Annotated in this window: 31 protein-coding genes; 19 read left to right on the top strand and 12 right to left on the bottom strand. The window is 70.6% G+C overall.

The features are described 5' to 3' along the window. Positions 1-160: 160 nt before the first annotated feature. From ACN27G_RS26930 to ACN27G_RS26955, 6 genes are all read right to left on the bottom strand, one after another. The gene (locus ACN27G_RS26930; RefSeq protein ID WP_421495533.1) at positions 161-817 is read right to left on the bottom strand and encodes a 2'-5' RNA ligase family protein; all 657 of its coding nucleotides are present in this window, start codon (positions 815-817) and stop codon (positions 161-163) included. Positions 818-884: 67 nt separating this feature from the next. Continuing rightward, entirely contained in the window at positions 885-1,394 is a 510-nt protein-coding gene (locus ACN27G_RS26935) for a hypothetical protein (protein ID WP_421495534.1), read from the bottom strand. Positions 1,395-1,454: 60 nt separating this feature from the next. Next, on the bottom strand, positions 1,455-2,276 hold the full coding sequence (locus ACN27G_RS26940) for a maleylpyruvate isomerase N-terminal domain-containing protein (protein WP_421495535.1): 822 nt from the start codon (positions 2,274-2,276) through the stop codon (positions 1,455-1,457). 104 nt (positions 2,277-2,380) lie between these two features. Beyond that, on the bottom strand, positions 2,381-3,667 hold the full coding sequence (locus ACN27G_RS26945; protein ID WP_421495536.1) for an MFS transporter: 1,287 nt from the start codon (positions 3,665-3,667) through the stop codon (positions 2,381-2,383). A gap of 105 nt (positions 3,668-3,772) precedes the next feature. Further along, complete coding sequence (locus tag ACN27G_RS26950; protein WP_421495537.1) at positions 3,773-4,222, bottom strand: MarR family winged helix-turn-helix transcriptional regulator; 450 nt, start codon at positions 4,220-4,222, stop codon at positions 3,773-3,775. Between the two features lie 85 nt (positions 4,223-4,307). Further along, positions 4,308-5,777, bottom strand: a complete 1,470-nt coding sequence (locus tag ACN27G_RS26955) for an NCS2 family permease (RefSeq protein WP_421495538.1) — start codon at positions 5,775-5,777, stop codon at positions 4,308-4,310. Between the two features lie 114 nt (positions 5,778-5,891). On the opposite strand from ACN27G_RS26955, the gene ACN27G_RS26960 reads away from it, so the two are divergent. After that, the gene (locus tag ACN27G_RS26960) at positions 5,892-6,095 is read left to right on the top strand and encodes a DUF2530 domain-containing protein (RefSeq protein WP_421497472.1); all 204 of its coding nucleotides are present in this window, start codon (positions 5,892-5,894) and stop codon (positions 6,093-6,095) included. Between the two features lie 13 nt (positions 6,096-6,108). Here ACN27G_RS26960 and ACN27G_RS26965 read toward each other — a convergent pair whose 3' ends face one another. Then, on the bottom strand, positions 6,109-6,981 hold the full coding sequence (locus ACN27G_RS26965) for a DUF3027 domain-containing protein (protein ID WP_421495539.1): 873 nt from the start codon (positions 6,979-6,981) through the stop codon (positions 6,109-6,111). 67 nt (positions 6,982-7,048) lie between these two features. Here ACN27G_RS26965 and ACN27G_RS26970 point away from each other — a divergent pair, with 67 nt between their 5' ends. The 3 genes from ACN27G_RS26970 (at position 7,049) to ACN27G_RS26980 (ending at position 10,292) form a co-directional block, all read left to right on the top strand. Then, complete coding sequence (locus ACN27G_RS26970) at positions 7,049-8,698, top strand: MFS transporter (protein WP_421495540.1); 1,650 nt, start codon at positions 7,049-7,051, stop codon at positions 8,696-8,698. Next, entirely contained in the window at positions 8,698-9,342 is a 645-nt protein-coding gene (locus ACN27G_RS26975) for a futalosine hydrolase (protein ID WP_421495541.1), read from the top strand. The genes ACN27G_RS26970 and ACN27G_RS26975 overlap by 1 nt, the downstream gene beginning before the upstream one ends. Before the next feature lie 110 nt (positions 9,343-9,452). Next, positions 9,453-10,292 carry a 1,4-dihydroxy-6-naphthoate synthase gene (locus tag ACN27G_RS26980; protein ID WP_421495542.1) on the top strand — a complete coding sequence of 280 codons (840 nt, stop codon included), beginning with the start codon at positions 9,453-9,455 and terminating at the stop codon, positions 10,290-10,292. Here ACN27G_RS26980 and ACN27G_RS26985 read toward each other — a convergent pair. After that, positions 10,253-10,639: a cold-shock protein gene (locus ACN27G_RS26985; RefSeq protein WP_101368382.1), complete on the bottom strand. Its 387-nt coding sequence runs from the start codon at positions 10,637-10,639 to the stop codon at positions 10,253-10,255. The two genes, ACN27G_RS26980 and ACN27G_RS26985, sit on opposite strands and share 40 nt — an antisense overlap. Before the next feature lie 34 nt (positions 10,640-10,673). Next, positions 10,674-11,291, bottom strand: coding sequence for an HAD family hydrolase (locus ACN27G_RS26990; RefSeq protein ID WP_421495543.1), 618 nt, complete (start codon positions 11,289-11,291; stop codon positions 10,674-10,676). Between the two features lie 138 nt (positions 11,292-11,429). On the opposite strand from ACN27G_RS26990, the gene ACN27G_RS26995 reads away from it, so the two are divergent. Then, a complete protein-coding gene (locus ACN27G_RS26995) occupies positions 11,430-13,943 on the top strand; it encodes a helicase-associated domain-containing protein (RefSeq protein ID WP_421495544.1) in 2,514 nt (837 codons plus the stop codon). Between the two features lie 67 nt (positions 13,944-14,010). Here the strand turns inward: ACN27G_RS26995 and ACN27G_RS27000 are convergent, their stop codons facing one another. Both ACN27G_RS27000 and ACN27G_RS27005 read right to left on the bottom strand, forming a co-directional pair. Beyond that, positions 14,011-14,268, bottom strand: coding sequence for a hypothetical protein (locus tag ACN27G_RS27000; RefSeq protein ID WP_421495545.1), 258 nt, complete (start codon positions 14,266-14,268; stop codon positions 14,011-14,013). Between the two features lie 116 nt (positions 14,269-14,384). Further along, entirely contained in the window at positions 14,385-15,293 is a 909-nt protein-coding gene (locus ACN27G_RS27005; protein WP_421495546.1) for a L,D-transpeptidase family protein, read from the bottom strand. Between the two features lie 156 nt (positions 15,294-15,449). Between ACN27G_RS27005 and ACN27G_RS27010 the strand changes: the two genes are divergently transcribed. The 12 genes from ACN27G_RS27010 (at position 15,450) to ACN27G_RS27065 (ending at position 24,631) form a co-directional block, all read left to right on the top strand. Further along, positions 15,450-17,129 carry a DNA repair helicase XPB gene (locus ACN27G_RS27010; protein ID WP_421495547.1) on the top strand — a complete coding sequence of 560 codons (1,680 nt, stop codon included), beginning with the start codon at positions 15,450-15,452 and terminating at the stop codon, positions 17,127-17,129. A 609-nt stretch (positions 17,130-17,738) separates the two neighbouring features. After that, entirely contained in the window at positions 17,739-18,923 is a 1,185-nt protein-coding gene (locus ACN27G_RS27015; RefSeq protein ID WP_421495548.1) for an AMP-binding protein, read from the top strand. 3 nt (positions 18,924-18,926) lie between these two features. Beyond that, complete coding sequence (locus ACN27G_RS27020) at positions 18,927-19,181, top strand: hypothetical protein (protein WP_421495549.1); 255 nt, start codon at positions 18,927-18,929, stop codon at positions 19,179-19,181. A gap of 18 nt (positions 19,182-19,199) precedes the next feature. Beyond that, positions 19,200-19,574 (top strand): ectoine synthase, encoded by a 375-nt coding sequence (locus tag ACN27G_RS27025; RefSeq protein WP_421495550.1) that lies wholly within the window; start codon positions 19,200-19,202, stop codon positions 19,572-19,574. A gap of 14 nt (positions 19,575-19,588) precedes the next feature. Next, positions 19,589-20,695 carry an acyl-CoA dehydrogenase family protein gene (locus ACN27G_RS27030; protein WP_421495551.1) on the top strand — a complete coding sequence of 369 codons (1,107 nt, stop codon included), beginning with the start codon at positions 19,589-19,591 and terminating at the stop codon, positions 20,693-20,695. Beyond that, positions 20,692-21,354 (top strand): transglutaminase-like domain-containing protein, encoded by a 663-nt coding sequence (locus tag ACN27G_RS27035; protein WP_421495552.1) that lies wholly within the window; start codon positions 20,692-20,694, stop codon positions 21,352-21,354. Before ACN27G_RS27030 ends, ACN27G_RS27035 begins: the two co-directional genes overlap by 4 nt. Positions 21,355-21,375: 21 nt before the next feature. Further along, on the top strand, positions 21,376-22,149 hold the full coding sequence (locus ACN27G_RS27040; protein ID WP_421495553.1) for a maleate cis-trans isomerase family protein: 774 nt from the start codon (positions 21,376-21,378) through the stop codon (positions 22,147-22,149). A gap of 31 nt (positions 22,150-22,180) precedes the next feature. Continuing rightward, positions 22,181-22,669, top strand: a complete 489-nt coding sequence (locus ACN27G_RS27045) for a MarR family winged helix-turn-helix transcriptional regulator (RefSeq protein ID WP_421495554.1) — start codon at positions 22,181-22,183, stop codon at positions 22,667-22,669. A gap of 74 nt (positions 22,670-22,743) precedes the next feature. Next, the gene (locus ACN27G_RS27050) at positions 22,744-23,352 is read left to right on the top strand and encodes a DsbA family oxidoreductase (RefSeq protein ID WP_421495555.1); all 609 of its coding nucleotides are present in this window, start codon (positions 22,744-22,746) and stop codon (positions 23,350-23,352) included. Then, positions 23,349-23,828 carry a deaminase gene (locus tag ACN27G_RS27055; RefSeq protein WP_421495556.1) on the top strand — a complete coding sequence of 160 codons (480 nt, stop codon included), beginning with the start codon at positions 23,349-23,351 and terminating at the stop codon, positions 23,826-23,828. Before ACN27G_RS27050 ends, ACN27G_RS27055 begins: the two co-directional genes overlap by 4 nt. Before the next feature lie 35 nt (positions 23,829-23,863). After that, the gene (locus ACN27G_RS27060; protein WP_421495557.1) at positions 23,864-24,184 is read left to right on the top strand and encodes a DMT family transporter; all 321 of its coding nucleotides are present in this window, start codon (positions 23,864-23,866) and stop codon (positions 24,182-24,184) included. 36 nt (positions 24,185-24,220) lie between these two features. Next, entirely contained in the window at positions 24,221-24,631 is a 411-nt protein-coding gene (locus tag ACN27G_RS27065; RefSeq protein WP_421495558.1) for a DMT family transporter, read from the top strand. 150 nt (positions 24,632-24,781) lie between these two features. On the opposite strand, the gene ACN27G_RS27070 is transcribed toward ACN27G_RS27065, so the two are convergent. After that, positions 24,782-24,988, bottom strand: coding sequence for a hypothetical protein (locus tag ACN27G_RS27070; protein ID WP_421495559.1), 207 nt, complete (start codon positions 24,986-24,988; stop codon positions 24,782-24,784). A 95-nt stretch (positions 24,989-25,083) separates the two neighbouring features. Here ACN27G_RS27070 and ACN27G_RS27075 point away from each other — a divergent pair, with 95 nt between their 5' ends. Together ACN27G_RS27075 and ACN27G_RS27080 are read left to right on the top strand one after the other, a co-directional pair. Continuing rightward, positions 25,084-25,290 (top strand): ribbon-helix-helix domain-containing protein, encoded by a 207-nt coding sequence (locus ACN27G_RS27075; protein ID WP_421495560.1) that lies wholly within the window; start codon positions 25,084-25,086, stop codon positions 25,288-25,290. Next, positions 25,284-25,670, top strand: a complete 387-nt coding sequence (locus tag ACN27G_RS27080) for a hypothetical protein (RefSeq protein ID WP_421495561.1) — start codon at positions 25,284-25,286, stop codon at positions 25,668-25,670. The genes ACN27G_RS27075 and ACN27G_RS27080 overlap by 7 nt, the downstream gene beginning before the upstream one ends. The last annotated feature ends 251 nt before the right edge of the window (positions 25,671-25,921 follow it).

Genomic DNA, 25,921 nt, shown 5'->3' on the forward strand with positions numbered 1-25,921 from the left:
CGGCGACCACCGCCGCGGGCCTGCCGGTGACGGCCGCCGCCCGCGAAACCTCCCGACGGCGACCACCGCCGCGGGCCTGCCGGTGACGGCCGCCCACCCGGGACGCCTTCTCACGCCGACCGCCGCCCCCGTGGGCTTCCGATCGGGCGGTGGCGGTCGGCTACCCGAGCGGCCAGGCCGCCAGCCGGTCGTACGTCGGGCGGGGGCCGAGGTGGCTGCGGACCAGCACAAGCTCGGTGGCCGGCCAGGAGGGTCCGAGATAGCTGTCGAGGAGATCCAGGTCCTCGTCGAGGCTCGCCCGGTCCAGCCGGTCGCCGGGGCGGGCCAGGGTGAGGTGCGGTCGCAGCGGCTTCCAGTCGAACGGGATCCTGGATCGGCGCAACTCCCGCCGGATCGTCCCGGCCAGCCGGTGCAGGGCGTCGACCTCGCCGAGCAGACCCACCCAGAGCACCGTGAACCGCCCCCGGCCGAACCGTCCACCACCGCCGAGCCGGAACCGGGGCGGTGGCCGGCCGGACGGGCCCGGATGCTCGGCGGCGGCCGGGGTCTCCTCGCCGGAGCGGGAGCGGGAGCGACGGCGGCGGGGAGGCGGACGGTGCCACAGCTCGACGGCCCGGGAGAGCGCCTCCCGCACCGTGCCCAACCGGTCCTCCGGCACCTCGCCGAGGAACGCCACGGTCACGTGCAGGTTCGACCGGGCGGCCAGCCGGACGTTGATCCCGGCGTCGGCAGCGGCGCCGGTCCGGAGCCGGCGCGCCTGCGCCATGACGTCGTCCAGGGCCTCCAACGGCGGATAGATGGCTACGAAGAGTCGCACCGGGGAACCCTTTCCGGCAGGCGGGACGGCGAGCGGGACGGCGGCCGGCGGGACGGCGGCCGGCGGCTCAACCGCCGCCCTGGCGCGGGCCGGGCTGCGGGGAGGCCAGGACCAGGCCGGCCGCCTGCAGCTCGCCCTCGACGCGTACCCGCTCGATCTCCCGGTCGACCCCGTCCAGGTCGCCGAGGTGCTCCGCCACGCCCAGGCACCGGCTGGCCAGGCGCAGCCGGTCGTCGTACGCCTCCAGCACCGCGTCCTGCCAGAGCCGGGACCGCCCGGCGACGCTCCGCCGCTGGTCGCCCAGCCGGCGCAGGTCGGCGGCGATGCGCTCGATCGCCGGATGCGCCACCCGGTCGAGCTGGGTCGGGTCGACCTGCCGGGTCAGCACGTCCACTTCGAACGTCCGGTCGAGCCGGTCCATGGCGCGGCGCGACCGCCGGCTGTCCCGGCGGTCGGCGAACCAGCCGGCGCACCGGTCGACCAGCTCGTCCGCGCAGATCAACGCGGCCACCACGGCCGGCAGGCACGCTACGGCAAGAAGTGCCAGCGGCAGCGCGAGAGCATGCACAATGGCCACATCCTCGGACGCTAACCGGCGGCAACCCGCCCCGCCACCGGTTTTGCGGTGAACGAATATTCACCTGGTCGCCGGGGCGAGAGCCAGGCGCAGCCGGTCGACGGCCGCCCGGTCACCCGCCCAGCCGACGGCGTCGTCGGCCGAGCGCCGCCAGAGCCAGAGCAGCAACTCCTCGGGCGCGGCGCTGATGGTCGCGTCCGCCCCGCCGGCCGGCGACCCTCCGGCCCGGGTGGTGCCGGGCTCGGCCCGGATCGTGCCGGGCTCGGCCCGGCCGGCGGACTCGGTCGGGTCGGAGACCACGGTCGCGCCCTCGGGGGCGAGCCGGACCAGCCAGCTCGTCGAGCCGGCGGTGGCCACGAGTTGGACCGCCGGGTCGGGCAGTACGGCGGCGAACTCCTCCGGCCACCGCCGGGTGCCGTAGCCGAGGAAGATCCGCAACACCTCGTCGATGCCGTCGGTGGCAAGGTCGTCGGGGATCTCCGTCGCCTGCTGGACGGTCGCCAGCTCGGCGTCGACCCGGTGGACGACCGTCTCCTGTGCCATCCGCCGGAGCCAGAAGCCGACCGTCTGGTCCGGGTCGTACCAGGTGGGGGCCAGCGCGGCCGAATCACGGGCGTCGAACTCGGCGCGCAGCGCGAGACAGGCCCGGTCGAGCAGGGCCAACGGCTCCACCCCGGAGACGTCCGGCGGCCACGTCGACGGCATCCGCCCGGCCCGCATGCACTCCACCTTGTGCAGATAGACCAGGGCGACGTGCCGGACGAGCTCGGCCACCGTCCAGCCCGGGCAGCCCGGCACGGGGGCGGCCAGATCGGCGGAGGCGACCTGCCGCAGCCGGGCCTGGTCGGCGGCCAGGCACTCCAGGAGTCGCACGCGCAGCATGGGGCCAGCTAACCAGAGGGATCCGACGCCCGCAGGTCGCCGAGCCGGTCGCCGGATGGCCGGTGCGCGGTGTCGGCCGGCCGTAACCTGCGAGGACTCCTCTTTCAGGTGTCTGCCGGGTGCACCACGTAGAACCGGGGCAGCGGCAGGATCCGCAGCCGGAGCCGGGTGCCGGTGCGGTGCAACTGCCAGACCAGCGCCGCACCGGCGACGGCCAGCGATAGCAGGCCGCCGATCCAGATGCTCGCCCCGGCGCCGAAGCGTTCGGCGATCCAGCCGATGATCGGTGCGCCGACCGGATTGCTGCCGAGGAAGACCAGCACCCAGAGCGCCATCACCCGCCCCCGGAACGCCGCGTCCACGCCGAGCTGCACCCGCTGGTTGGATGCCTGGGCGAAGAAGACCATGAAGAACCCGGTGAGCGGCAGCAGCGCCACCACCAGCCAGTACGTCGGGGCGAGCCCGACCAGTGTGCCGCAGAGTCCGGTGGCCACGGCGGCGCCGAGCACCACCCAGACCGAGGGGCGGCTGCGCCGGCCGCTGCCGGCGAGCGCACCGACCAGGGCACCGACCGCGAGGGCGGTGGTGAAGAGGCCGAACGAGGCGGCTCCGGTGTTGAAGGTGGTCTTGGCGAGCGCCGAGAGGGTGAGCTGGAAGTTGAAGAGCGACAGCCCGAGCACCGACATCAGCACCATCGGCAGCACCAGGTCGGAGCGGCGGGCGACGTACCGGAGGCCGTCGATCACCCGGGCGGACCCGCGCTCGCCGAGCGGCGGAAGCTTCTCGCGGTGCAGCTCGGCCGGGCGCATCAGCACCACGCAGACCACCGGGGCGATCGAGCTGAACGCGCTGACCAGGAAGACCGGGCCGACGTCGAAGAGGGCGATCGCCACCCCGGCCACCGCCGGGCCGATGATCCGGGCGGAGTTGAAGGTGGCGGCGGAGAGCGCCAGCGCGTTCGGCAGCAGCGGGTTACCGACGAGTTCGGAGACGAAGGACTGCCGTACCGGCGTCTCGACCGCGTTCGCCACGCCGAGCAGACCGGCGAAGACGAAGACGTGCCAGAGCTGGACGATGCCGGTGAGCACCAGCACGCTCATCCCGAGCGCCAGCACGCTCCAGGTGGTGTTGGCGAGAAAGAGCAGCAGCCGCTTGTCGTAGCGGTCGGCCAGCCGGCCGGAGAGCAGGGTGAGCAGGAGCACCGGGGTGAACTGCAACGCGATGACCACGCCGAGCGCGGACGCCGAGTCGTCCGAGAGGTTCAGGACGAGCCAGTCCTGGGTGGTGAACATCATCCACACGCCGATCAGCTTGATCAGCTGACCGGTGGCGAAGAGCCGGTAGTTGCGGACCGTCAGGGACTGGAACATGGTGCTCAGCTTTGCCCGCACTCGGGGTGCGCCTCCTCGGGTCGTACGCGTCATCCTCGACCCTCGGCCCCGACATTGCGGCCAGAAGGTCCTCGCGGACGAAGCGGACCCGATCCCCGGCGGCGGTCAGTCGCGCGCCACCTTCTGCAGGATCTCCGCGGCGCGCTGGAGCGCGTCGCGTTCCTCCGGGGTCAGCTCGGCGAGCCGACCGGCCAGCCACTCGTTGCGGGCCCGGTCGAACTGGGCGAGCATCGCGCGGCCGGTGTCGGTGGTCGCCAGGATGACCTGCCGGCCGTCGGTCGGATGGGGGGTGCGCTGCACGAGGCCGCGCTCCTCCAACTTCGCGACGATCTTGGTCATGGTCGGCGGCTGCACCCGCTCGGTGTCGGCCAGCTCGCGGGGGGTCAGCGCGCCGGCCAGTTCGAGGCTGGTCAGCGCGGAGAGCTGGGTCCCGGTGAGGTCGCCGACCGGCCGGGTCTGCCGTACCCGTCGGTTGAGTCGGGTGATCGCGTCCCGCAGCACCGTCGCAAGCTGCGCGGGGGACATGCGTTTCGCCATCACCGTCCACTCCGTCACAGTCGTTAGCCTAACTAATAAGCCTGGCTAACGACCACCGATTATGACCACTGTCACCGGGACCCGGCGCGTAGTGTGCCACAGCCTAGAAGAGCAGGGTCTCGAGCGGGCCACGCAGGAAATAGAGCACGAAGAGCACGGCCACCGCGTAGAGCAGCGGATGCACCTCCCGGGCCCGACCCCGGGCCACCTTCAGCAGCACGTAGCTGATCACCCCGGCGCCGATGCCGTTCGAGATCGAGTAGGTGAAGGGCATCAGCACGATGGTGAGGAACGCCGGGATGGCGATCTCGTAGTCGGTCCAGTCGATGGTCCGGACCGCGGTCATCATCAGGAAGCCGACCACCACCAGCGCGGTCGAGGCCGCCTCGAAGGGCACCACCACGACCAGCGGGGCCAGGAACATGGCCAGCAGGAAGAGCCCGCCGGTGACCAGGTTGGCCACCCCGGTCCGGGCACCCTCCGCGACCCCGGCCGCACTCTCGATGTACGAGGTGTTGCTCGACGTGCTCGCCGCACCGCCGGCCGCGGCGGCGATCGAGTCCACCAGCAGGATCTCCCGGGTACGCGGCGGCATCTTCTGCTCGTCCAGCAGCCCGCCCTCCTGCCCGACCGCCACCATCGTGCCCATGGTGTCGAAGAAGTCCGTGATGAGCAGCGTGAAGACGAACATGAGTGCCACCAGCACGCCCGCCCGCTGCCAGGAGCCGAGCAGGTCGAAGTTGCCCAGCAGGGAGAGGTCCGGGGTGTCCACCACGGTCTCCGGCAGGGCCGGCACGTTCAACGACCAGCCGGACGGGTTGGGCCGCCCGTCCACGAACGACGGCCCGACCTTGGCGATCGCCTCCACCACGATCGCCAGCACGGTCGAGGCGAGGATGCCGATCAGGATCGCGCCCCTGACCCGGCGTACCACCAGCACCAGCGTGAGCAGCAGCCCGAGGACGAAGACCAGCGCGGGCCAGGTCACCAGCTTGCCGCCGATGCCGAGCCCGACCGGGACGGTGGTGCCGGCGGCGTCCGGGATCCGGCGGACGAAGCCGGCGTCGACCAGCCCGATGACGGTCAGGAAGAGCCCGATGCCGACCCCGATCGCGGTCTTCAGCTGCGTCGGCACCGACCGGAACACGGCGGTACGCAGCCCGGTCAGCACCAGGACGGCGATGATCACGCCCTCGATCACCACCAGGCCCATGGCGTCTGCCCAGGTCATCTGCGGGGCGATCTCGTACGCCACCAGCGCGTTGACGCCGAGCCCGGCGGCCAGCGCCAGCGGGAACCGGGCGACCACACCCATCAGGATGGTCATCACCCCGGCGACCAGGGCGGTCGCCGCCGCCAGCGCCGGAATGGCCAGCCGCGCACCGTCCCCGTCGACCGCGTTGCCCAGGATCAACGGGTTGAGCACCACGATGTAGGCCATCGTGAAGAACGTGGCGAGCCCACCGCGCACCTCCCGGCCGGGTGTCGAGCCGCGCGCCGTGATCTCGAAATACCGGTCGAAGGCGTTGTTCATCGCGTCCTCGCAGGGGGTGTACGAGTGTGATCGGGGCATCGTCCCAGATCAACGGTTACCGGCAAAGGCCCGCCTCGTTACCAACCCTTACCAGTACGGCCGTACGCTGGAACGGTGCCCGAGGAACCGCGGATCGAGCCGATCGATCCACCGATGGTGCCGTTCGCCGTGGCCGGGATCGCCGTCTGGGCGGCCGTCGGGCTGGTGCTGCTGATCTTCTTCCGGGGCTGGCTCGCCGACACCGGCCGGGAGAACTGGCTCTGGGTCTGCCTCGCCGGTGTCGTGGTCGGGTTTCCCGGGCTGGCCGTGATGATCCGGCACGACGCCAACCGCCGTCGCCGCCGCGCCGGCAGGTGAGCGGGTTCCGACCTCAGCCCTGCCCGTACGGCTCGGACGGTTCGCCGGCCTCGGCCGGGCCGGACGCCCGACCCACCGCTACCGCCTCGACCTCGCTGTCGTCGTAGATGGTCGGCAGCTCGTCGACCGGCACCTCGGCCGACCCGACCAGGGCCTCGGAGTGCGCGCCGCAGCCGTGGTCGGCGCTGACCGCCCGGCCGTCGTCCGGGGCGTAGAAGTTTCCGCAGACCCCGAAGGACTGGCGCAGCGCACCGGCGAGCGGGAGATAGAAGCCGCAGGTGCCGCAGCGGGCACTGCGCGGTGCGGCGACCGCGATCGGGGCGGCCGGGCCGTGGTCGCCGTCGTACCACCGCTGGGCGGTGTCGGAGCGCCCCTCCCGGGACATCACCCGGGCGCGTCCGAGCCCCAGTTCCCAGGCCGTCTCCTCCACCGCGGGATCGTCGGAGAGCAGATAGCCGGGGGCGAGCCGCTCGTCGTCGGCCGGAGTGTGCAGCAGGTCGCCGACGCCGAGATCACCCGGCTGGAGCCGCTCCTGCCACGGCAGCCAGCTCGGCGCCAACAGCGCGTCCGGGCCGGGCAGCAGGGTGGTCTCGCAGACCGTGACGTGCCGGCTGCGCGGCACCCGGGTCACCGTGACGGCCCAGCGCCACCCCCGGTAGCCGGCGAGCCGGCACTCGAAGAAGTGCGTCACGAGCCGGTCTGCCTCGGCGATGACGCCCTGGTGGTCGCCGACCTCCGCCGGGTCGACCTCGGTGATCCCGGCCCGCGCCACGTCCACGGCGGTGGCGCAGACCTGGTCGAGGCGGGCCGTGCGCGAGGTGCTGCTCCTGGTCACCCACCCATTCTTGCCTATCCTTGACGGCGGGTCGGCGGCACTCCCCGGCACTTTTCACCGCAGAGATATCTCGGCACAGATCCGACGGTCACCGACCAGATGGGCGAGGATGGTCCTCATGCCGCTGTTCAGCCGCTCTGGGCGATCGATACCCGGACGCGTCGTCGGTACGGCGTTCCGTGCCGTCAGGCTGCTCTTCCGGGGTTCGCTCGGCAGCGCCCGCTGGACGACGCGCCGGGTCGCCCGGGTACGCACGAAGGGTGCCGGCGGCGAGGTCGGGATGGTGCGCCTCTTCGACCTGCACGCCGCCTCCTGCGCCGGTGACACGCTGATCACGATCGGCCTGGCCGGGACGATCTTCTTCAACGCCCCGCTCGGCGAGGCGCGGAGCAAGGTCGCGCTCTACCTGCTGGTCACCATGGTGCCGTTCGCGCTGCTCGCCCCGGTGGTGGGGCCGCTACTCGACCACTTCCGGCACGGCCGCCGGTACGCGCTCGCCGCCACCATGCTCGGCCGGGCCTTCCTGGCCTGGCTGATCTCCGACTACATCCACGGCTTCGGGCTCTATCCGGCCGCCTTCGGCGTGCTGGCGCTCTCCCGCGCGTACGGGGTGGCCCGGTCGGCGGCGGTCCCCCGGTTGCTTCCGGAGGGGATCGGGCTCTCCCAGGCCGGCGCCCGGGCCAGCGTCTACGGCTCGATCGCCGGTGGACTGGTCGTGCCGATCGGGGTGGCGGCGTTCTGGTTCGGCCCGCAGTGGCCGCTCCGGGTCGCCTCGGTGATCTTCCTGGTCGGCATGGTGATCGCGCTCCGCCTGCCGCCCCGGGCCGACTCGGATCCCCCGGAGACCGTGCCGAGAGCGTTCCGGGCGCTGCGGCCGGGCCGCAACGGGCGGGAGCGGGCGCTCAGCCGCAGCGGTCCGGGCGGCCGGCTGGTGGTCGCCGCCCTGGTCGGCAGCGCCGCGCTGCGCGGCGGCTACGGCTTCCTGCTGCTCTTCCTCGCCTTCGCGATAAAGGCCGGCGACCTGGAGACCGAGCTCTTCGGCCGACAGCACGGCGCCGAGGTCGCCCTCGGGGTGATCGGGGCCGGGCTCGGCATCGGGACGTTCCTGGCCACCGCCCTCGGCACCCGGCTGCGGATCCACCGCCCGGTGGTGCTCCAGGCCACCGGCCTGGTGCTGGTCACCGCGGTCGCGGTGCTGGCCACGCTCCGCTTCTCGCTGCTGCTGGTCGCGCTGCTCTGTCTGGTCACCGCCGTGATCAGCGGCGTCGCCAAGCTCGCCGTGGACGCCTCGATCCAGGAGCGCGTGCCGGAGCGCCTCCGGGCGACCGCGTTCGCGCACTCCGAGACGGTGCTGATGCTCGCCTTCGTGGCCGGCGGCGGGCTCGGGCTGGTGCCGGTGGAGGGGCGGATCGGGATCGGGATACTCACCGCTCTCGCCGCCGCCGGGACGGTCTGGGCGGTCGTCTCCGCCGGCCGGCTCCGGGGCGAGCGGCTCTCCGGCCGGGCGGCGGCCGAGGTCACGGCGCCGACCTCCCCCGCGCCGGCCGGCGCTCCCCCGGGTGGTGCCGAACCCTCCGGCGACGCCGCACCCGCCTCCGGCGGTAGGCCCTCCGGCGATGTGCCCGCTGCCGAGGACGCACCGGTGGAGGAGGTCGAGGCGGACCCGGAACTGGCGCCCCCCGGCTATCACATCTACCGTCCGTCGTCCGCCGTACCCGGCCCGGGACCGGGCGACGACGGCTCCCGCCGGGAATCGCGGGGGACGTAGTGGGCGGGACGCTGCTGGTGGTCACCGCCGTCCCGGCCGAGGCCGAGGCGGTACGCGCCGGCCTGGTCGGCGACGGGGTGACCGTCGCCCCCGTCGGGGTGGGCCCGGCCGCGGCCGCCGCCGGCACCGCCCGGCTGATCGCACTCGCCGAGGCGACCGGTCGGCCCTACCGGGGCGTGCTCAGCGCCGGTATCGGCGGCGGATTCCCGGACCGTGTTCCGGTGGGCGGCACGGTGATCGCCATCCGCAGCGTCGCCGCCGACCTCGGCGCCGAATCGCCGGACGGCTTCCTTCCCCTCGACGAGTTGGGCTTCGGCGCCACGGCCCGTCCCGCCGACCCGGCACTGCTCGACGTGTTGCGGGCCGGGCTGCCGCGGGCGGTCACCGGCGCCGTCCTCACCCTGAGCACGGTGACCGGCACGGCCGCGACCAGCGCCGGCCTGCTGGCCCGGCACCCGGACGCGGTGGCCGAGGCCATGGAGGGGTACGGAGTGGCGACCGCAGCCGCCGACGCCGGCCTGCCCTTCGCCGAGCTGCGTACGATCTCCAACCCGATCGGACCGCGCGACCGCTCGGCGTGGCGGATCGGCGCCGCCTTCGCGGCCCTCACCACCGCCTTCAGGCTGGTCGCTCAGAAGCTCTGAGCCGCCGGCCCCGATGCCCAACCCGCGACACTCGGGGGCGGACGTGATCTGGCCGACCGGAGGTGCCCGGCCGGGTGGCGGCCGGGGTGGGCGGGGTTACGGTGGGCGGCGTGGCGCTCTCGCTGGCGATCTCGCCCTGCCCCAACGACACCTTCGTGTTCCACTCCCTGGTGCACGGGCTCGTCCCCGCTGCCCCGCCGGTGGAGGTGACCTACGCCGACGTGGACGTCACCAACACCGCCGCGCAGCGGGGGGCGTACGACCTGGTGAAGGTGAGCTACGCGGCACTGCCCTGGCTGCTCGACGACTACCACCTGCTGCCCTGCGGCGGGGCGCTCGGCCGGGGCTGCGGGCCGCTGGTGCTGACCCGGCCGGGCCGGGCCGGCGACGCCGACCTGACCGGGGCGACCGTGGCGGTGCCCGGCGACCGGACCACGGCGTACCTGCTGTTCCGGCTCTGGTCGGCGCGGCGGCCGCCGGCCCGGATCGAGGTGGTGCCGTTCCACGAGATCATGCCGGCGGTGGCGGCCGGCCGGTACGACGCCGGGCTGGTCATCCACGAGGCCCGGTTCACCTATCCCCGGCACGGCCTGACCGCCCTGGTCGACCTCGGCGAGTGGTGGGAGGGCGAGACCGGCCTGCCGATCCCGCTCGGCGCCATCCTGGCCCGCCGGGGCGGCGTCGACCCGGTCGAGGCGGCCGGCTGGATCCGCGACTCGGTACGCCGGGCCTGGGCCGACCCGGCCGGCACCGAGGCGTACGTGCTGGCGCACGCGCAGGAGATGGAGCGCGACGTGGTCGACCGGCACATCGCGCTCTACGTCAACGAGTTCACCGCCGAGCTGGGCGACGAGGGGCGGGCCGCGGTCGACGCCCTGCTCGGCCGGGCGGCGGCGGCCGGGCTGACCCCTCAGATCTCCAGTTCGCGGGCGACCGCGTGGACGAGCTGAGCCACGGTCTGCGCGGTCTTCCGGTCGGGGAACCGGCCCCGGCGCAGGTCCGGCTGGACCTTCGCCTCCAGCACCTTGATCATGTCTTCGACCAGGCCGTGCAGCTCCTCGGCCGGCCGGCGGCGAAGCTCCGCCATGGACGGTGGCGCGTCCAGCAGCTTCACCCCGAGCGCCTGCGCGCCCCGGCGGCTGTCCACGACGCCGAACTCGACCCGCTGGCCGCCCTTCAGGTCGGTGACACCAGCCGGCAGCGCGCCCTTCGGCAGGAACACGTCGCCACCCTCGTCACTGGTGACGAATCCGTATCCCTTGGCCGCGTCGTACCACTTCACTCGACCCGTCGGCACCTGAACCTCGACTCCCCTGATGAGATTGCTGTCCTCACAAGGCTAGCCGCATCACCCGCGCAAGCGCCTGCGGGAATCCGGTAAGGTCCGCCAGGACCAGGTCGGCGCCGGCCGCGCGCAGTTCGTCCCCGTCGTGCGACCCGGTGGTGACGCCGAGTCCGGGTATGCCCGCGGTCTGCGCCGCCTGCATGTCGGCGACGTGGTCACCGACGTAGACCTCCGCGCCGTGTGTGGTCAGCGCGGTCGCCTTCTCCGCCGCGAAGAGCTCGCCGACCAGGTCGTCGACCGGCATACCGAGGTGGTCCAGGTGCAGCCGGGCCAGCGGGCCGTACTTCCCGGTGACCACCACCACCCGCAGGCCGCGCGCCCGGACCTCGGCCAACGCCTCGGCCGCGCCGGGCAGCGGCCGGGACCGCGTGATCGCGTACTCGGGATAGAGCGACCGGTAGGTCTCGACCGCCTCGTCCAACCGCTCCGGCGGAAACCAGTTCCGCAGCTCGGTGCGGAGCAGCGGGCCGAGCCGGCTCACCACGAGTTCCGCGTCGACGTACACCCCGGTCACGGCGGTGAGCGCCCGGTAGGCGGCGGCGATCCCCGGCCGGGTGTCGATCAGGGTCATGTCGAGGTCGAACCCGACCGCGGGGGCAGCCACGCCGCCATGATCGCACGCCAGGTGCGACGGCCCGGCGCCCGCGTCGACGACCGACGCGCACGGCGGGTGCGACGGCCGGCAGTCGCGTCGGCGTCCGACGCGCACGACCGGGGCCCGGCCGGATAGCGTGGAACGACGATGACCACACTCGCCGACCATCTGCGGGCGCTGCCCGACGAGGCGCTGGCCGCTCTCTTCCGGCTGCGTCCCGATCTCGTCGTGCCGGTACCGACCGATCTGTCCGCCCTGGCGGTCCGCGCCCAGTCCCGGGTGTCGGTGGCGCGGGCGCTGGACGGGCTCGACGAGTTCACCCTGCGGATCATGGACGCGGCCCGGCTGACCCGTGACACAGATCATGCCGGGACGGGAGGTCGTGCCGAGACGTCGGCGGAGGCGATCCTCACCCTGGCCGCCGGGACCGGCCGCCGGGTGGACCGGGCCGCGGTCCGGGCCGCCGTCGACCGGCTCCGGGCGCTCTTCCTGCTCTACGGGCCGGTGGACGCCCTGCGGGTCGTGCCGGCGGTGGACGAGGTCTGCTCGCCGTACCCGGCGGGGCTGGGCCGGCCGGCGGCGGAGCTGGACCCGGAGGCGGCCGCGCTGGTCGCGGACCCGGCCCGACTGCGCCGTACCCTGCTGGCCGCCCCGCCACCGGCCCGGGCGATCCTGGACCGGCTCGCCGCCGGGCCCCCGGTCGGCACGCTGCCGGCGCCGGCCGCCGCCCCGCCCGCCGAGGGCCGCCCGGCCACACCGGAGGAGAAGAGCGCGGCGACTCCCGTCTCCTGGCTGGTGGAGAACCGCCTGCTGGTGCCGGTCCCCGAGACCGCCGGTGGAGCCGCCGCGCCGGCCGCCGTGGAACTGCCCCGGGAGGTCGGCCTGCTGCTGCGCCGCGACACCGGACCGCTCGGTCCGCTGCGCCCGCAGCCGCCTGCGGTGGCCGGCGCCACCCGGGAGCCGAAGGCCGCCGACTCGGCCGGGGCCGGGCAGGCGATGGAGGCGGTACGGCACACCGAGGCACTCCTCGACCAGCTCGCCGCCGAACCCGCCCCGGTACTCCGCTCCGGCGGGCTCGGCGTGCGCGACCTGCGCCGGTTGGCCAGGGCCACCGGGCTGGACGAGTCGACCGCCGCCCTGCTGCTGGAGGTGGCGTACGCGGCGGGCCTGGCCGGCGAGCTCGACCTGCCCGGCGCGGCCACCACCCGCAACGGTGCCGACCAGCAGATGCTGCCGGCCGCCGGCTACGAGGGCTGGCGGGACGCCTCGCTGGCGCACCGCTGGGAGCACCTGGCCCGGGCCTGGCTCACCATGACCCGGCAGGTGGGGCTGATCGGCCAGCGCGACGAGCGGGACCGGCCGATCACCGTCCTCTCCGCCGAGGCGGAGCGGGCCGGGATGCCGGCGGTGCGGCGGGCCGCCCTCGACGTACTCGCCGGTCTCGAACCGGGCACGGCGCCCGGCCCGGACGAGGTGGTCGACCTGCTCGCCTGGCGGGCGCCCCGGCGCAGCCTCGGCCGGGAGACCGGCCAGCGGGAGGTGCTCGCCGAGGCGGCCCAGCTCGGCGTCACCGGTCTCGGCGCGCTCACCACCTACGGCCGGCTGCTGCTGGCGCAGTGGAGCGGCGGGGACGGCCGGCTCGGCGAGCCCGGCGACGACCCGCTCGGCGTCCGGCCGGACGCCGCCGGGGCGGCCGGCGGCGGTTCCGCCACGGTGCGGGCGCTGGACGCGCTGCTGCCGGCACCCGTCGACCACTTCCTGGTGCAGGCCGATCTGACCGTGGTGGTGCCCGGACCGCCCGAGCCGACCCTCGCCGCCGAACTGGCGAGCGTGGCCGAGCAGGAGTCGGCGGGCGGGGCCAGCGTGCACCGGGTCACCGGGGAGAGCGTGCGGCGGGCACTGGACGCCGGGTACGCGGCCGAGGACCTGCACACGCTCTTCAAGCGCCGGTCCCGTACCCCGGTCCCGCAGAGCCTGACCTATCTCGTCGACGACGTGGCCCGCAAGCACGGCGGCCTCCGGGCCGGCGCGGCCGGGTCGTACCTGCGCAGTGACGACGAGGCGCTGCTGGCCGAGGTGCTCGCCGACCGCCGGCTCGCCCCGATGTCGCTGCGCCGGCTCGCCCCGACCGTGCTGGTCACGCCGCACCTGGTGGGGCGGCTGCTCACCGCGCTGCGCGACGCCGGCTATGCGCCGGTCTCCGAGGATGCCAGCGGGGCGACGGTGCTGACCCGGCCGAAGATGCGCCGGGCCCCGGCCAGGGGCTCGATCGCCAACCGGGTCACCGATCCGCTCGCCACCCCCAGGCTGACCACGCCCCGGCTGCTCGGGATCGTGGAGCAGATCCGCCGGGGCGACGCGGCGGCCCGGGCCGCCCGCCGGGCACCGAGCACGGTCCGGGACGCCGGCCGGCCGGGTGGCGCCGGCCCGGCGGCGGCGACCGCCCACGCGCACACCCAGGCGCTCGCCGTGCTCCAGCAGGCGGTCCGGGACCGGGCACTGGTCTGGGTCGGGTACGTCGACGCGCACGGCGCCACCGCGTCCCGGCTGGTCCGCCCGGTCTCGATCGGGGCCGGTTACCTGCGGGCCGAGGACGAGCGCACCGAGACGCTGCACACCTTCGCCCTGCACCGGATCACCGCCGCCGTCCTCGACGGATGAGGCGCGGGGTGTTAGGAAGGGGCCCTTCTACAACAGAAAGCGATAAGCGGGGGCCCTTCCTTGCACCTCACTCGTGTCGGCGGTGGCGGCGGATGGAGCCGACGACGGAGACGATGAGCAGCAGGGTGAAGGCGGCACCGAGCCCCTCACCGAGCGAGTCGACGATGCCCTGCCGCTGCACCAGCCACCCGAAGAGCACCCAGCCGACCAGCAGCGCCGCCACCACGGCGTAGGCCAACAAGGTGGCCCGGGAGACGGGCTCCGAGGCGGGATCCGGGCCGGTCGGAGGGTCTGTCTCGGACCTCACCTCGCGGTCGACCGTCATGCGAACCTCCACGGGCGTCTGCTCCGGGTTCCAAGACTCGCATCCGGCCGACGGATATGACAGGTACGACGACCCGAAGTCGTGTCAGGTCCTCCGACCGACGACCCGGGGTCGTGTCAGGTCCCCGGGCGGCGGCCCATCACGTGCACGCGGGTGCCGACCTTGCCGAGCTGCCACATCCGCCGGGCGTCGCTCGGGAGCAGGTTGACGCAGCCGTGCGAGCCGATCGACTTGTTGTGCAGGTAGGTGGTCGTCTCGTGGAAGCCGATCCCGCCGACGAAGCGCTGCCAGTACGGGAGCCAGACCTCGTACGGGTCGGACCACTCCTTGGTGTTCCGGAAGTTGATTTTGTAGGTGCCGGCCGGGGTGGCGTAGCCCGGCATGCCGGTCCGGGTGACGGTGGGCGGCATCACCACGGTGCTGCCGCGCATCGCCCAGACGGTCTGCTGGGTCAGGTCGATGCAGAAGGTCGTGGCGCTGCCGGCCTTGCACCGCCCGGTGTCGGTGCGGGCCAGCCGCCGCGCGACGTCGGCGGTGAGTGGGCCGGCCCGCCCCTCCGGCGGCCGGATGTCGTAGCGGCGCTGGAACTTCTTGATGGCGGCGCAGTCGGCGGCCGACTGTCGGCCGTCCACGGTGACCTTGCCGAACCCGCCCAACTGGGCGAGGTAGGTCTCCACCTCGCGCTGCCGCTCCCCCTGCGGGCAGCCGGCCGCCGGCTTCGGCTTCGGTGAGTTGGTGGTCGGCTTCGGCGTCGGCTTACGGGTCGGCGGCCTGGTCGTCGGCGGCCTGGTCGTCGGCGTGCTCCGGCGCGGGGTCGGGCTCGGCTCGGCCGCCTCGTCGGAGGCCGCCTCCTCATCCGGCGCGGGCGGCGCGCTCGCCCCCGTTGCGTCCTCCGCCGCCCCGACCGGCGCGGGGCCGCCGGCTCCCGACCCGTCGGACTGCGGATCAAACGCGCACGCACCGGCGCCGAACAGGGCGACCGCCGCTAGAGTGATCAGACCGGTGCCGAGACGCGCCAGTGTCATCTGCTCTGCCCCTCCCCAGAAGCCGTCGTCAGCTAGACGCATGGGAGCGCCGCTCCGGTTGCATCAGGTGAAGAATTTTTCCGGTTCGTTATCCATCGTGCAAGACTGGAGGGTCGGCCCGGAGGCGGCCCGACCCCCGGACGGGAAGGCGTGAGTGTGAGCGGCGGACCACTGATCGTGCAGTCGGACAAGACCCTGCTGCTGGAGGTCGACCATCCGGACGCGCTGGCCTGCCGGATGGCGATCGCTCCCTTCGCCGAGCTGGAACGCTCACCGGAGCACGTGCACACCTACCGGCTGACGCCGCTGGGCCTCTGGAACGCCCGCGCGGCCGGACACGACGCCGAGGGCGTGGTCGACGCGCTGTTGCGCTTCTCCCGCTATCCGGTGCCGCACGCCCTGCTGGTCGACGTCGCCGAGACCATGGACCGCTACGGCCGGCTGCAACTCGTCGCGCACCCCACGCACGGCCTGGTGCTGCGGGCGGTGGACCGGATGGTGCTGATCGAAGTCGCCAAGAGCAAGAAGCTGGCCGGGATGCTCGGGGCGAAGGTCGACGACGACACGATGGTCGTGCACCCGTCGGAGCGGGGCCGGCTCAAGCAGGCCCTGCTCAAGCTCGGCTGGCCGGCCGAGGACCTGGCCGGCTACGTCGACGGCGAGGCGCACCCGATCGAGCTGGCCACCGCCGGCACCGACGGGAAGCCGGGCTGGGAGCTGCGGTCGTACCAGCGGGAGGCGGTGCAGCAGTTCTGGGCCGGCGGGTCGGGGGTGGTGGTGCTGCCCTGCGGCGCCGGCAAGACCCTGGTCGGTGCCGCCGCGATGGCCGAGGCGAAGGCGACCACGCTGATCCTGGTCACCAACACCGTCGCCGGCCGGCAGTGGAAGCGGGAGCTGGTCGCCCGCACCTCGCTGACCGAGGAGGAGATCGGGGAATACTCCGGCGAGCGCAAGGAGATCCGCCCGGTCACCATCGCGACGTACCAGGTGCTGACCTCGCGGCGCGGCGGCGCCTTCACCCACCTGGACCTCTTCGGCGCCCGCGACTGGGGCCTGGTGATCTACGACGAGGTGCACCTGCTGCCGGCGCCGATCTTCCGGTTCACCGCCGACCTCCAGGCCCGGCGCCGGCTCGGCCTGACCGCCACCCTGGTCCGGGAGGACGGCCGGGAGGGCGACGTCTTCTCGCTGATCGGCCCGAAGCGGTACGACGCACCGTGGAAGGACATCGAGGCGCAGGGTTGGATCGCCCCCGCCGACTGCACCGAGGTACGCGTCACGCTCACCGACGCCGAGCGGATGACCTACGCGATCGCCGAGCCGGAGGAGCGCTACCGGGTGGCGGCGACCGCCCGGACCAAGCTGCCGGTGGTGAAGGCGCTGGTCGAGCGGCACGCGAACGACCAGGTGCTGGTGATCGGTGCCTACATCGACCAACTGCACGAGCTGGGCGAGACGCTGGGCGTGCCGATCGTGCAGGGCTCGACCACCAACAGGGAGCGGGAGCGCCTCTTCGACGCGTTCCGGGCCGGCGAGATCTCCACCCTGGTGATCTCCAAGGTCGGCAACTTCTCCATCGACCTGCCGGAGGCGGCGGTGGCGATCCAGGTCTCCGGCACCTTCGGCTCCCGGCAGGAGGAGGCGCAGCGGCTCGGCCGGGTGCTCCGGCCCAAGGCGGACCGCCGGCAGGCGCACTTCTACACGGTCGTCTCCCGGGACACCATCGACACCGAATACGCGGCACACCGGCAGCGCTTCCTCGCCGAGCAGGGCTATGCGTACACGATCGTCGACGCCGACGACGTGCTCGGCCCGCCGCTGCCCAGCGTGGACTGACAGGTGGCCTCAGGGAAGTGCGAAATGACGGGCCGTGGCCCGGCCCTTAACGCAGTAGCAGAGCATTGTGTACGTCATCGTCACCTGATCGAAAACCGGCTGGATCGGGTCAGAAATGTCACCTTTCCACGAAAGGTGCTGGCCAGCTCGGTGCCGGCTCCGCATCGCACGATGGTTACTATCCGCAGTCTTGGCGTTGGCGCATAACAGCTGATCGCAGGTGTGTCGCATAGCCCGCGCCCGTCACTAACTGCAATCGGCGCGGCACCTCACGTGCCGTGGCACATTACAAAACATCCTCAAAGCGGACGGATCGAGAGCGCTCCCAGTCCTGTTGTTGTATGCGCATGCAGATGCTACTGTGCGTCCATCGAAGGTGATGCCCAGCTAAGACAACAGACCGTGACTTGGTGGGGGACGGGACCAGCCTTGGCCGCAGAACGCACTAGCCACGTAGTAGGCATCATCAGAGGTGCCGCGCACCGCGTCATTGGCGGGCACGAGCCCGCGGCCGGTATTCCAGACTCTGACCAGCGGCCGCTTGTGCTTCGGGCGGCAAAGAGCGCCCCCCTGCTCGAGGTCGTCATGGACAGACTGGGGCAAGGAGATGTGGTAGCTCTCGTTCCCGAGACCTGCGGACTCGATTATGTCGGCGAGGTGCGGGCCCAGATCGGGGAAACCAGGCTCATCCGGTCCACAGCCGGTGGGCGCGACGAGGGAATTCTCGCGCTCCCGACATCGGGATCGACAGGTCGGCCCAAGTTGGTCGCGCTTCCGATTTCTCGGATCGAACGGTTCATCGCCTGGGGTGTCCGGCAGTTCTCGTTCCACAGCGGAACGGTCTCTCTAAGCCTGAGTCCGTGGAATTTCGACGTGTCGCTCCTGGACACCTGGGCGGCTCTGGCGGCCGGGGGCACGGTCGTGGCCGCCAATGCGCAACGGCTCGCCGAGACGGAGTACGTGGCTAACCTGCTGAACAGCCACGATGTGACCTTCGTTCAGACCGTTCCGTCGACGCTCGACGCGCTCGTCAGAGCAGGGAACGGAAAGCCGCTTTCCTCGGTCACCGATGTCGTCCTCACCGGAGGAGTCGCGGGAGCCGCGACGCGCCAGGCCGCAGTCGACCTGTTTCCGCACGCACGCTTCCACAACGTGTACGGGTCGACCGAAGTCAACGACTGCCTCCTGTACACAGCATCGCCCGAGACATTCGCGGCTGCGGACAGTGTGCCGTTGGGAGCTCCCATCGCCGGCTGCGAGGTCCACCTCGCCCACGACGGTCGCGTTCTGCCGCTGACCGCCTGCGCCGACGGTGTGCGTGGAGAACTGTTCGTGCGTACTCCCTGGATGGCCGCTGGCTACTTGAATCACGGCCGGATCGAAGCGCTGAGCGACTCCGATGCCGGGCAGGAGCTCTACCCGATGAGAGACCGGGTGGAGCTCGTGGACGGTCAGCTCCGATACCTCGGTCGCAGTGATCGCACCGTAAAACTTCGTGGCCAGCGGGTGAACCTGGACGAGGTCGAGCAGGCGGCATGCGCCACCGGAGTGGTGGGAGCGGCCTGCGCATGGGTCGGCCCGTCAGACTCCGGCGAGGAGCTCCGTCTGGCCTACACCGGGCCGGACAACGGTCCCAAGAGCGTCTCCGGCATCGAACTCCGCCTGGCCCTGAGCCGCCGGCTACCGCCGTACGCCATGCCGAACCGCTTGTACGCGTTCGAAGGCCCCTTTCCCGTCAACGCGAACGGGAAGCCAGATCTCCGACAAATCAGGACAGAGATTGAGAGGGCATGAACTATGACGACGCTCGATGACGTCAAGAAATACATCACTGAAAGATTCGCTCCCGACACCGAACCGCAGGGTCTGCCCGACGACGTGGATCTGAACGCCACGGGAATCCTCACCAGCGTGAGCACCGTGCAGTTGCTCGAATGGTGCGGGAGGACCTACCGGGTCCCGGTCAACTCGATGTCGATCGACCCCGCACAACTGAGCACGCCACAAAGGATTGCCCATTTCATCGATACTCACCGGACCAAACAAGCGTGACTGTGGAAGGAGAGGAAGTTGTTCGCCAGATCGAGGGAGGAAGTCGCTTCCGTGGAGTGGGGGAATGGCACCAGCCACAGGCTCCTGGTCGAAGAGGACAACATGGGCTTCGCCCTTGCACACACCCTGGTACGAGCTGGTACCGAGTCAAGGCTCGAGTATCGGCGCAACCTCGAAGCCTGCTACTGCATCAAGGGCTCCGGCACCGTTGAGGATACCGAAGGAAATGTCGTAGAACTCAGGCCCGGTGTTCTCTACGCCCTCAACAACCACGACCGACACTACCTGCGGGCATCCGACGACGAGGACCTCGAACTGATCAGCGTGTTCAACCCTCCGATCCGTGGAGACGAGAAGCATATCCTCTCCGATGCCGGGTTCAGTTCTTACTGAGGACGAGGAAAGCCATGATCGAAGAACGTTGGCAACGTATCCTTGAAACGCTCGGCGGGCGAGACCGTTCGGTGCGAGAGGGCGGGTTCTGCCGGGACCTTTGGCGCGAGGTCGCCGAGACCGGGCTCTTCGCGGTCCTTCCCGGGTCCGCGCCGGGCGAGTGCATGGCCGAGGCGGTCACGCGGTTCCGCGAACTGGGCCGGGTCAGTCCAGACCGGGGACTCACGTTCTCGGCGGTGACCCAACTGGCCAGCACCGTCTTCTGTCTGACGGTCTTCGGCAGCCGCGAACTGCGGGAACGATACCTGCCCGCAGCGCAATCCGGCGCCGCGATCGGCGGTCACGCGATCACCGAAGCCGAGGCCGGCTCGGACGTGATGAACATGTCGACAACAGCCGTCCGGCGGGGCGACCACTATGTACTCACCGGAAGCAAGCGGTTCATCACGAACGCCCCGATCGCCACGACCCTGGTCGTCTACGCCAAGACCGAGGGCGACGGACCCGAGGGGGGCCTGTCGGCGTTCCTCGTGGAAACGGGGTGGCCGGGTGTCGGCGCTGCCGGGGCGATGCCGACCGCAGGGTTGCGTAGTGCCCCGATCGGGGAGGTTCATCTTGACGGGGTCAAGGTGCCCGAGGCCAACCGCGTCGGCCACCCCGGAGCCGGCATGCTCATCCTCGATCAGGTGATGAAGCGCGAGATCCTCCTGGCGTTCGCGGCCAACGTCGGCGAGATGGAGCGCTCCGTGCGGGAGTCGGTCGACTATGCCAACCAGCGCGTGCAGTTTGGCGCGCCTATCGGCGGCAATCAACTGGTTGCCGATCGTTTGGTCGAAGCGCAGATCGCAATCGAGCTGGGTGGGACGTTACTGGAATCCATTGCCGCCAAGATCGATGGATACAGCGACGTGACGATACCAATCGCGGCAGCGAAGGTGTTCATCAGCGAGGCACACCTGGCCTGCGCGCTGAACAGCATCCGGATCCGGGGCGGTAACGGCTATCTCGACACGGAACCATACTGCGCAGATCTCCTCGACGCGGTGCCGGGAACGATCTACTCCGGGTCGAACGACGTCCTGCGTACGAAGATCGCAACTATGATGGGGATAAAGACATGAATTTCGACCGACTGGCACTTGTGAAATCTACCGAGGTGTTGGACTACGGCAATCCGGCCGTTTCTTCCTTCGTGGAAGACGCGGGGTGCTATCGGGCTCCCAGCATCGCCGGCGCTGTCGAGCGCCTCCACGACGCCGTGCGGGACGGAATCGACTACAATGTCTTCAACGTGCCACTGCACGAAGGGCTCCGTGCCTCGGAGGTGGTGACGTACGGGTCGGGGTTCTGCCTCCATAAGAGCCTGCTGTTCGTCGCCGGGTGTCGCAAACTCGGTGTGCCCGCAGTCCTCTGCTCCGATATCGTCACCAACCACGTGGCCGACAGGGCGATGCTGAAGCTGGTCGGCGGAGACGAATTCCTCCACTGGTACGCGCAGATTTACCTGAATGGAAGGTGGTGCAAGGCGGCACCGGTCTTCAATGCGCTCCTGTGCAGTCTGTACGGAATCGAAGTGCTGCGTTTCAACCCGCACGGGGATGCGGTCAGGCAGCAATACCGCGGAAACACCAGCCTGGTCTTCATGGGTGGGGAGCGCCGCTACCCAAACCCTGACATGCGCGAAGTCCTGGCGGCTATCCAGAAGATGCATCCTCGAATGGTCACGCCGTCAGGACGGACACCCACCTCACAGTCGCTCTCGGCGGCGGCCCACGCGTGAAATAGAAAGGAATGCTTCCCGATGTGGAAACCCGACGGCTGGGACTCGGAGTTCAAGCTTGGTGTCGTCGCGCCTCATGCCGATGTCGGTCCGGAGGCCGAAGCTCAGGCCATCCTCGCCGGGCATCCGGTGACCGTCCACGGTGCACGCGTCCACTTCGCGCCGATGCACCCCGGCGGGCATATCGATGACAAGATCGCCCACGACCCGGTCCTGCGGTTCATCCAGCCGGATGTGATCGATCCTACGGTTGAAAGTCTCTCGAGCGCACCTCTCGACGCGATCGGCCTGGCGTTCACCAGTTCGTCGTTCAAGATCGGCGCGGCTGGCGAGCGAGACCTGCTCACCAGGCTCGCCCGGTCCAGCCACGGTATCCGGCTCGTCACCACGGGCACCGCCACGGTGACCGCGATCCAGACGCTCGAGTTGACCCGGATCGCCGTGATGGCACCCTCCTGGTTCGACGACGATCTCTGCGGCGCGGGTGGGTCCTACTTCACCGAGCAGGGGGTGGATGTTGTCTCGGTGACACCGAGTGGGCCGCCCGGCGGACCGTTGGCGATCACGCCTGCGGCGACCGCCGAGGCGGTCCGGGCTCTGGTGGCGCGCACGAAGGCTCGGGCGGTGTTCATCGCCGGTAACGGCCAACGTGCGATCGGCGCCATCGACCAGATCGAACACGAACTCGGCGTGACCGCTCTGACGGCCAATCAGGTCCTTGTCTGGTCGTGCCTGGAAGGAATCGCTCTGCGGGGAAGGATCAAGGGTTACGGAAGACTCTTTTCGTTCGGGTGAACGCCAGCACCTCCTGTGGTACGTTAGTTGTATGTACATGGATCATGGTGGCGAAGGCCGGGAAGGTCAGCGGGACGCCAGGGATCTCCCTGCGTCCTGGTCGCAGATCGCCCTCTTCGCTTCCGCCGTGGACACGAGGCTCGGCAAGTGGCTCGCGGACGCATACAGCATCGGCCTGACCGAATACCGCGCCCTCCTGCTGCTCAGTCGGGCACCGGACAAGGAGTTGCGGGTCAACGACCTGGCGCAGCAGGTCGGCTTGAACCAGAGTTCGGTGACCAGGCTTCTGAGCCGACTGGAGGCCAAGTCGCTGAGCTACCGCGACATATGCCCTGACGACGGTCGGGGTGTGTACGCCGTCATCGCGGACAAGGGCATGGAACTCCTGCGAGAGGTTCGCACGCCCTACGAGGCGAAGGTGGCCGAGGTCCTAGAGGACGTTGCCGACCAGCAGGTCACGGTGGGCCGCCATCAGGTCAGCAGAGCCTTCATGACAGTCGGTGAGCTGCTCGGTAAGTAACCGCGTCGCCAGGGGAGGCCGCACTGTACCGCCACATCTGCATGTACATGCAGTGACCAGAAGTGGGAGTCAAGATGACGACAAAGGTCGATGTGTACGTGGACTACGTGTGCCCGTACTGCCTCCTCGCGGAGGAAGCGATCGAAGAGCTGGCACGTGAGCGCGACATCGAGATCAGACTCCAGCCGTTCGAGCTTCGGCCCGACCCCGTGCCGACGCTCCGGCCCGAGGACGACTACCTGCCGACCGTGTGGAGCAGGTCGGTCTATCCGATGGCGCGCCGGCTGGGCGTGCGGATCTCGCTGCCCACGATCTCGCCGCAGCCCCGAACGCAGAAGGCGTTCCTGGTCCTCCAACTGGCCAAGGAGCAGGGGGTGGCGGAGCGGTACTCGCACGCGATGTTCGCCGCGTTCTTCCAGCACGACCGCGACATCGCAGACGACGACGTGATCATCGACGTCGCCGCCTCGGTGGGTCTGGGGCGCCCGGAGGTCGAAGCGGCACTGGCGAGCCCGCAACGGCGCGCCCGGCACACCGAGGACCTCAGGTACGCGGTCGAAAGGGTCGGCGTGCGGGCAGTGCCGAGTTTCCTCGTCGGCAACAATCTCATCTCCGGCGTCGCTGACGCCGGCCAGTTGAAGGCCGCGGTCGACCAGATCGTCCGCTCAGGAGTCACATCGTGAGTTGGTCGAACGAGCAACTCACGAGCCTCATGCGCGACGCGGTCGCGTTCACCCTCCGGCACGTCGAAAGCGGTGGTCTGCCGTTCGTCGGGGTGGTGATCGACGAGTCGGGACACGTCTCCGAGTACGGCGTCAACCAGGTTCGCGAGACCGGAGATCCCACAGCCCACGCCGAGATCGTCGCGATGCGCGCCACCATCCGGGATCGTGACCGCACCGACCTGGCAGGCATGTCGCTGCTGGCGACCGGTGAACCTTGTGGGATCTGTTACCGCTTCGCGATCAGACAGCGCATCAAGCGAATCTACGTCGCCGTCTGTAGCGACGCCGTCGCCACCTGGGGCTTCGACTACCGGGACAGCTACCGGCTCCTGGGTATCGACCGCGCGCGAATGGTCGACCTCGTCACACCCCTTCCGGTCACCAACGGGTTGGAGCCGTTCGAACGATATCTGCGACTCAACCGTCCGGTCTGACAAATTCGATCGTAAGAGCGAAAAGGAGATTCAACATGCACTGGCTGTATCTGGCGGTTGCGGTGGTCTTCGAGATCACCGTGGCGATCGCCGCGGGAAACGCGAAAGGATTCACCCGGCCGTGGTGGACCGCCGCCACGCTTGTCAGCGGCGGCATTGCCACCTACTTCCTCAGCCTCGCACTGCTGACCTTCGATGTCGGCGTCGGGTACGCCATCTGGACCTCCATTGCCAGCGTCGGGATCGTCGTTCTCGGAGTGCTGCTGTTCGGGCAGCGGCTGGGCTGGAGGAAGCTGCTGGGCATCGCCATCGTCATCGGCGGCGTCGTCGGCCTGCGGATCAGCGGTGCGGCCTGAACCATCCTTTGACACTCGACCCGAGAGGACAACGACATGACGTCGACAGGTGAGAACCACACGAACAACGGCTTCGCATGGGTGATGCTCCTCCTCGCCGGGGGATTCGAGATCGGCTACGCGTTGAGCGTCGGAGGCAGCCAGGCCTTCACCGAGCTCGGCTGGTCGCTCGTGGCGGTCGTGTTCTTCCTGCTCACACTCTTCTTCCTCAGCGTCGCACTCAAGACGATCGACGTGGGCATCGGCTACGCGGTCTGGGCGGGCATCGGCTCGGTGGGCTCGGCCATCTTCGGCGCCTACCTGTTCGACCAGCCACTGACTCCGATCCAGGCATTCTTCCTGGCGGTCATCATCGCCGGAGTCGTCTGGCTGAAGCTCGCCGACAGCGCCAAGCTCAAGACCAAGGACAGCGACCCACTCCTCGTGGAGGCCGGGCGGAACGGCTGAGCCCGTTCGTCGTTCTCCGCAGCCCGCTGACGTCGGCCTGCCGGTCCTCGACGTGCACGGCCACCGCCCAGCGACCGTCCGGTTTCTCGCCAGAACCGACGATCACGGCGGTGGCCGTGGAGGCTCCACTCCACCTCCACAACGCATAGCTCACTTGTGATCATCGAGCATCCTCAGAATCAAGTCTCGGGACTGGACCACGGGCAGCGCCAGCGCGTCCATGCTGGCGGAGAGCGCGACGGGGTTTTCCCGGTGGATCGTGTTCGCCTGCCGCTCGCGGCAGGTGGCGACCAGGTCGTCGACCTGGCCGGCATTGCGCGGCTCCGCCACGAAGACCTCGCGACGGAGCCAGACCACCCCGGGACGAGCTGAGCCATGCGTCCCCGCCGCTCCGGGAGACCGATATTGTCGCCACCGATAGGACTAGAAGTGCCGCTGATAGTATCGACGGCGTGACGGTCAGCATCTCGATCACCTTGGACGACGACCTCGGCGCCGAGCTCAACACGGCGGTCGGCGGCGGCAACCAGTCCGCTGTCGTCGCCGAGGCGATCCGCGAATACCTGGACCGCCGGGCTGTCGCGGCAGCCGCTGTGTGGCACGCTTCGTTGACTGGCGACGATGCTGCTGCCTTCGCCGAGTTCAACGCCGAGTGGTAGCGCAGGCGAGCGGACCGACCCGCGGCGACGTCTACGACTATGCGCTCGGCAGCCGGCGCATCCGTGTGCTCGTCGTCAGCGCGACCGCGTACAGCCGCGTCTATCCGGTGATCGTCCTTGTCCACGACCGCGCCGACGGCGACGTTCCGGGGATCCTGCTGCCGTTGCCTGGTGATCTGGCCGGAGGCGGCACCATCGACCTCTCTCGCGTTCGTTTCGCCGATCCAGCAGCGTTCGGGCATCGTCACGGCAGGATCGCGGCCGCACTCGCTGCGAAGGTTGACCACGGCCTGCGCCGCCTGCTCTCCCTGGAGCAACACAGGACAAGCTGGATCAGAACACCCGGCGACGACCGGCGGGTTGACCCATCTTCGTACTAGTCGAGCGGCTGACCCGCACCAACCTGGGCCCCGGCTTCCCGGTGCGGCGCTGGCGTCAATTGGGCGCCTGCGCAACATGGACGCCTCGACCGGTAGCTCTCAGCGTCCGTCATAAGCCGCTCCAGGTCTGTCCAGACGCGCCACGAATGCTGGCCTACGCGGTGTTCTATGGAAGCAACCGCGCCGGGCCGGAGATCGCACAAGATATGGTGCCAGGTGTCGAGTTTGACCTCCGGATACCGCCTATGCGC

The sequence above is a fragment of the Plantactinospora sp. WMMB334 genome (genome assembly GCF_049179095.1).
Taxonomy (GTDB): domain Bacteria; phylum Actinomycetota; class Actinomycetes; order Mycobacteriales; family Micromonosporaceae; genus Plantactinospora.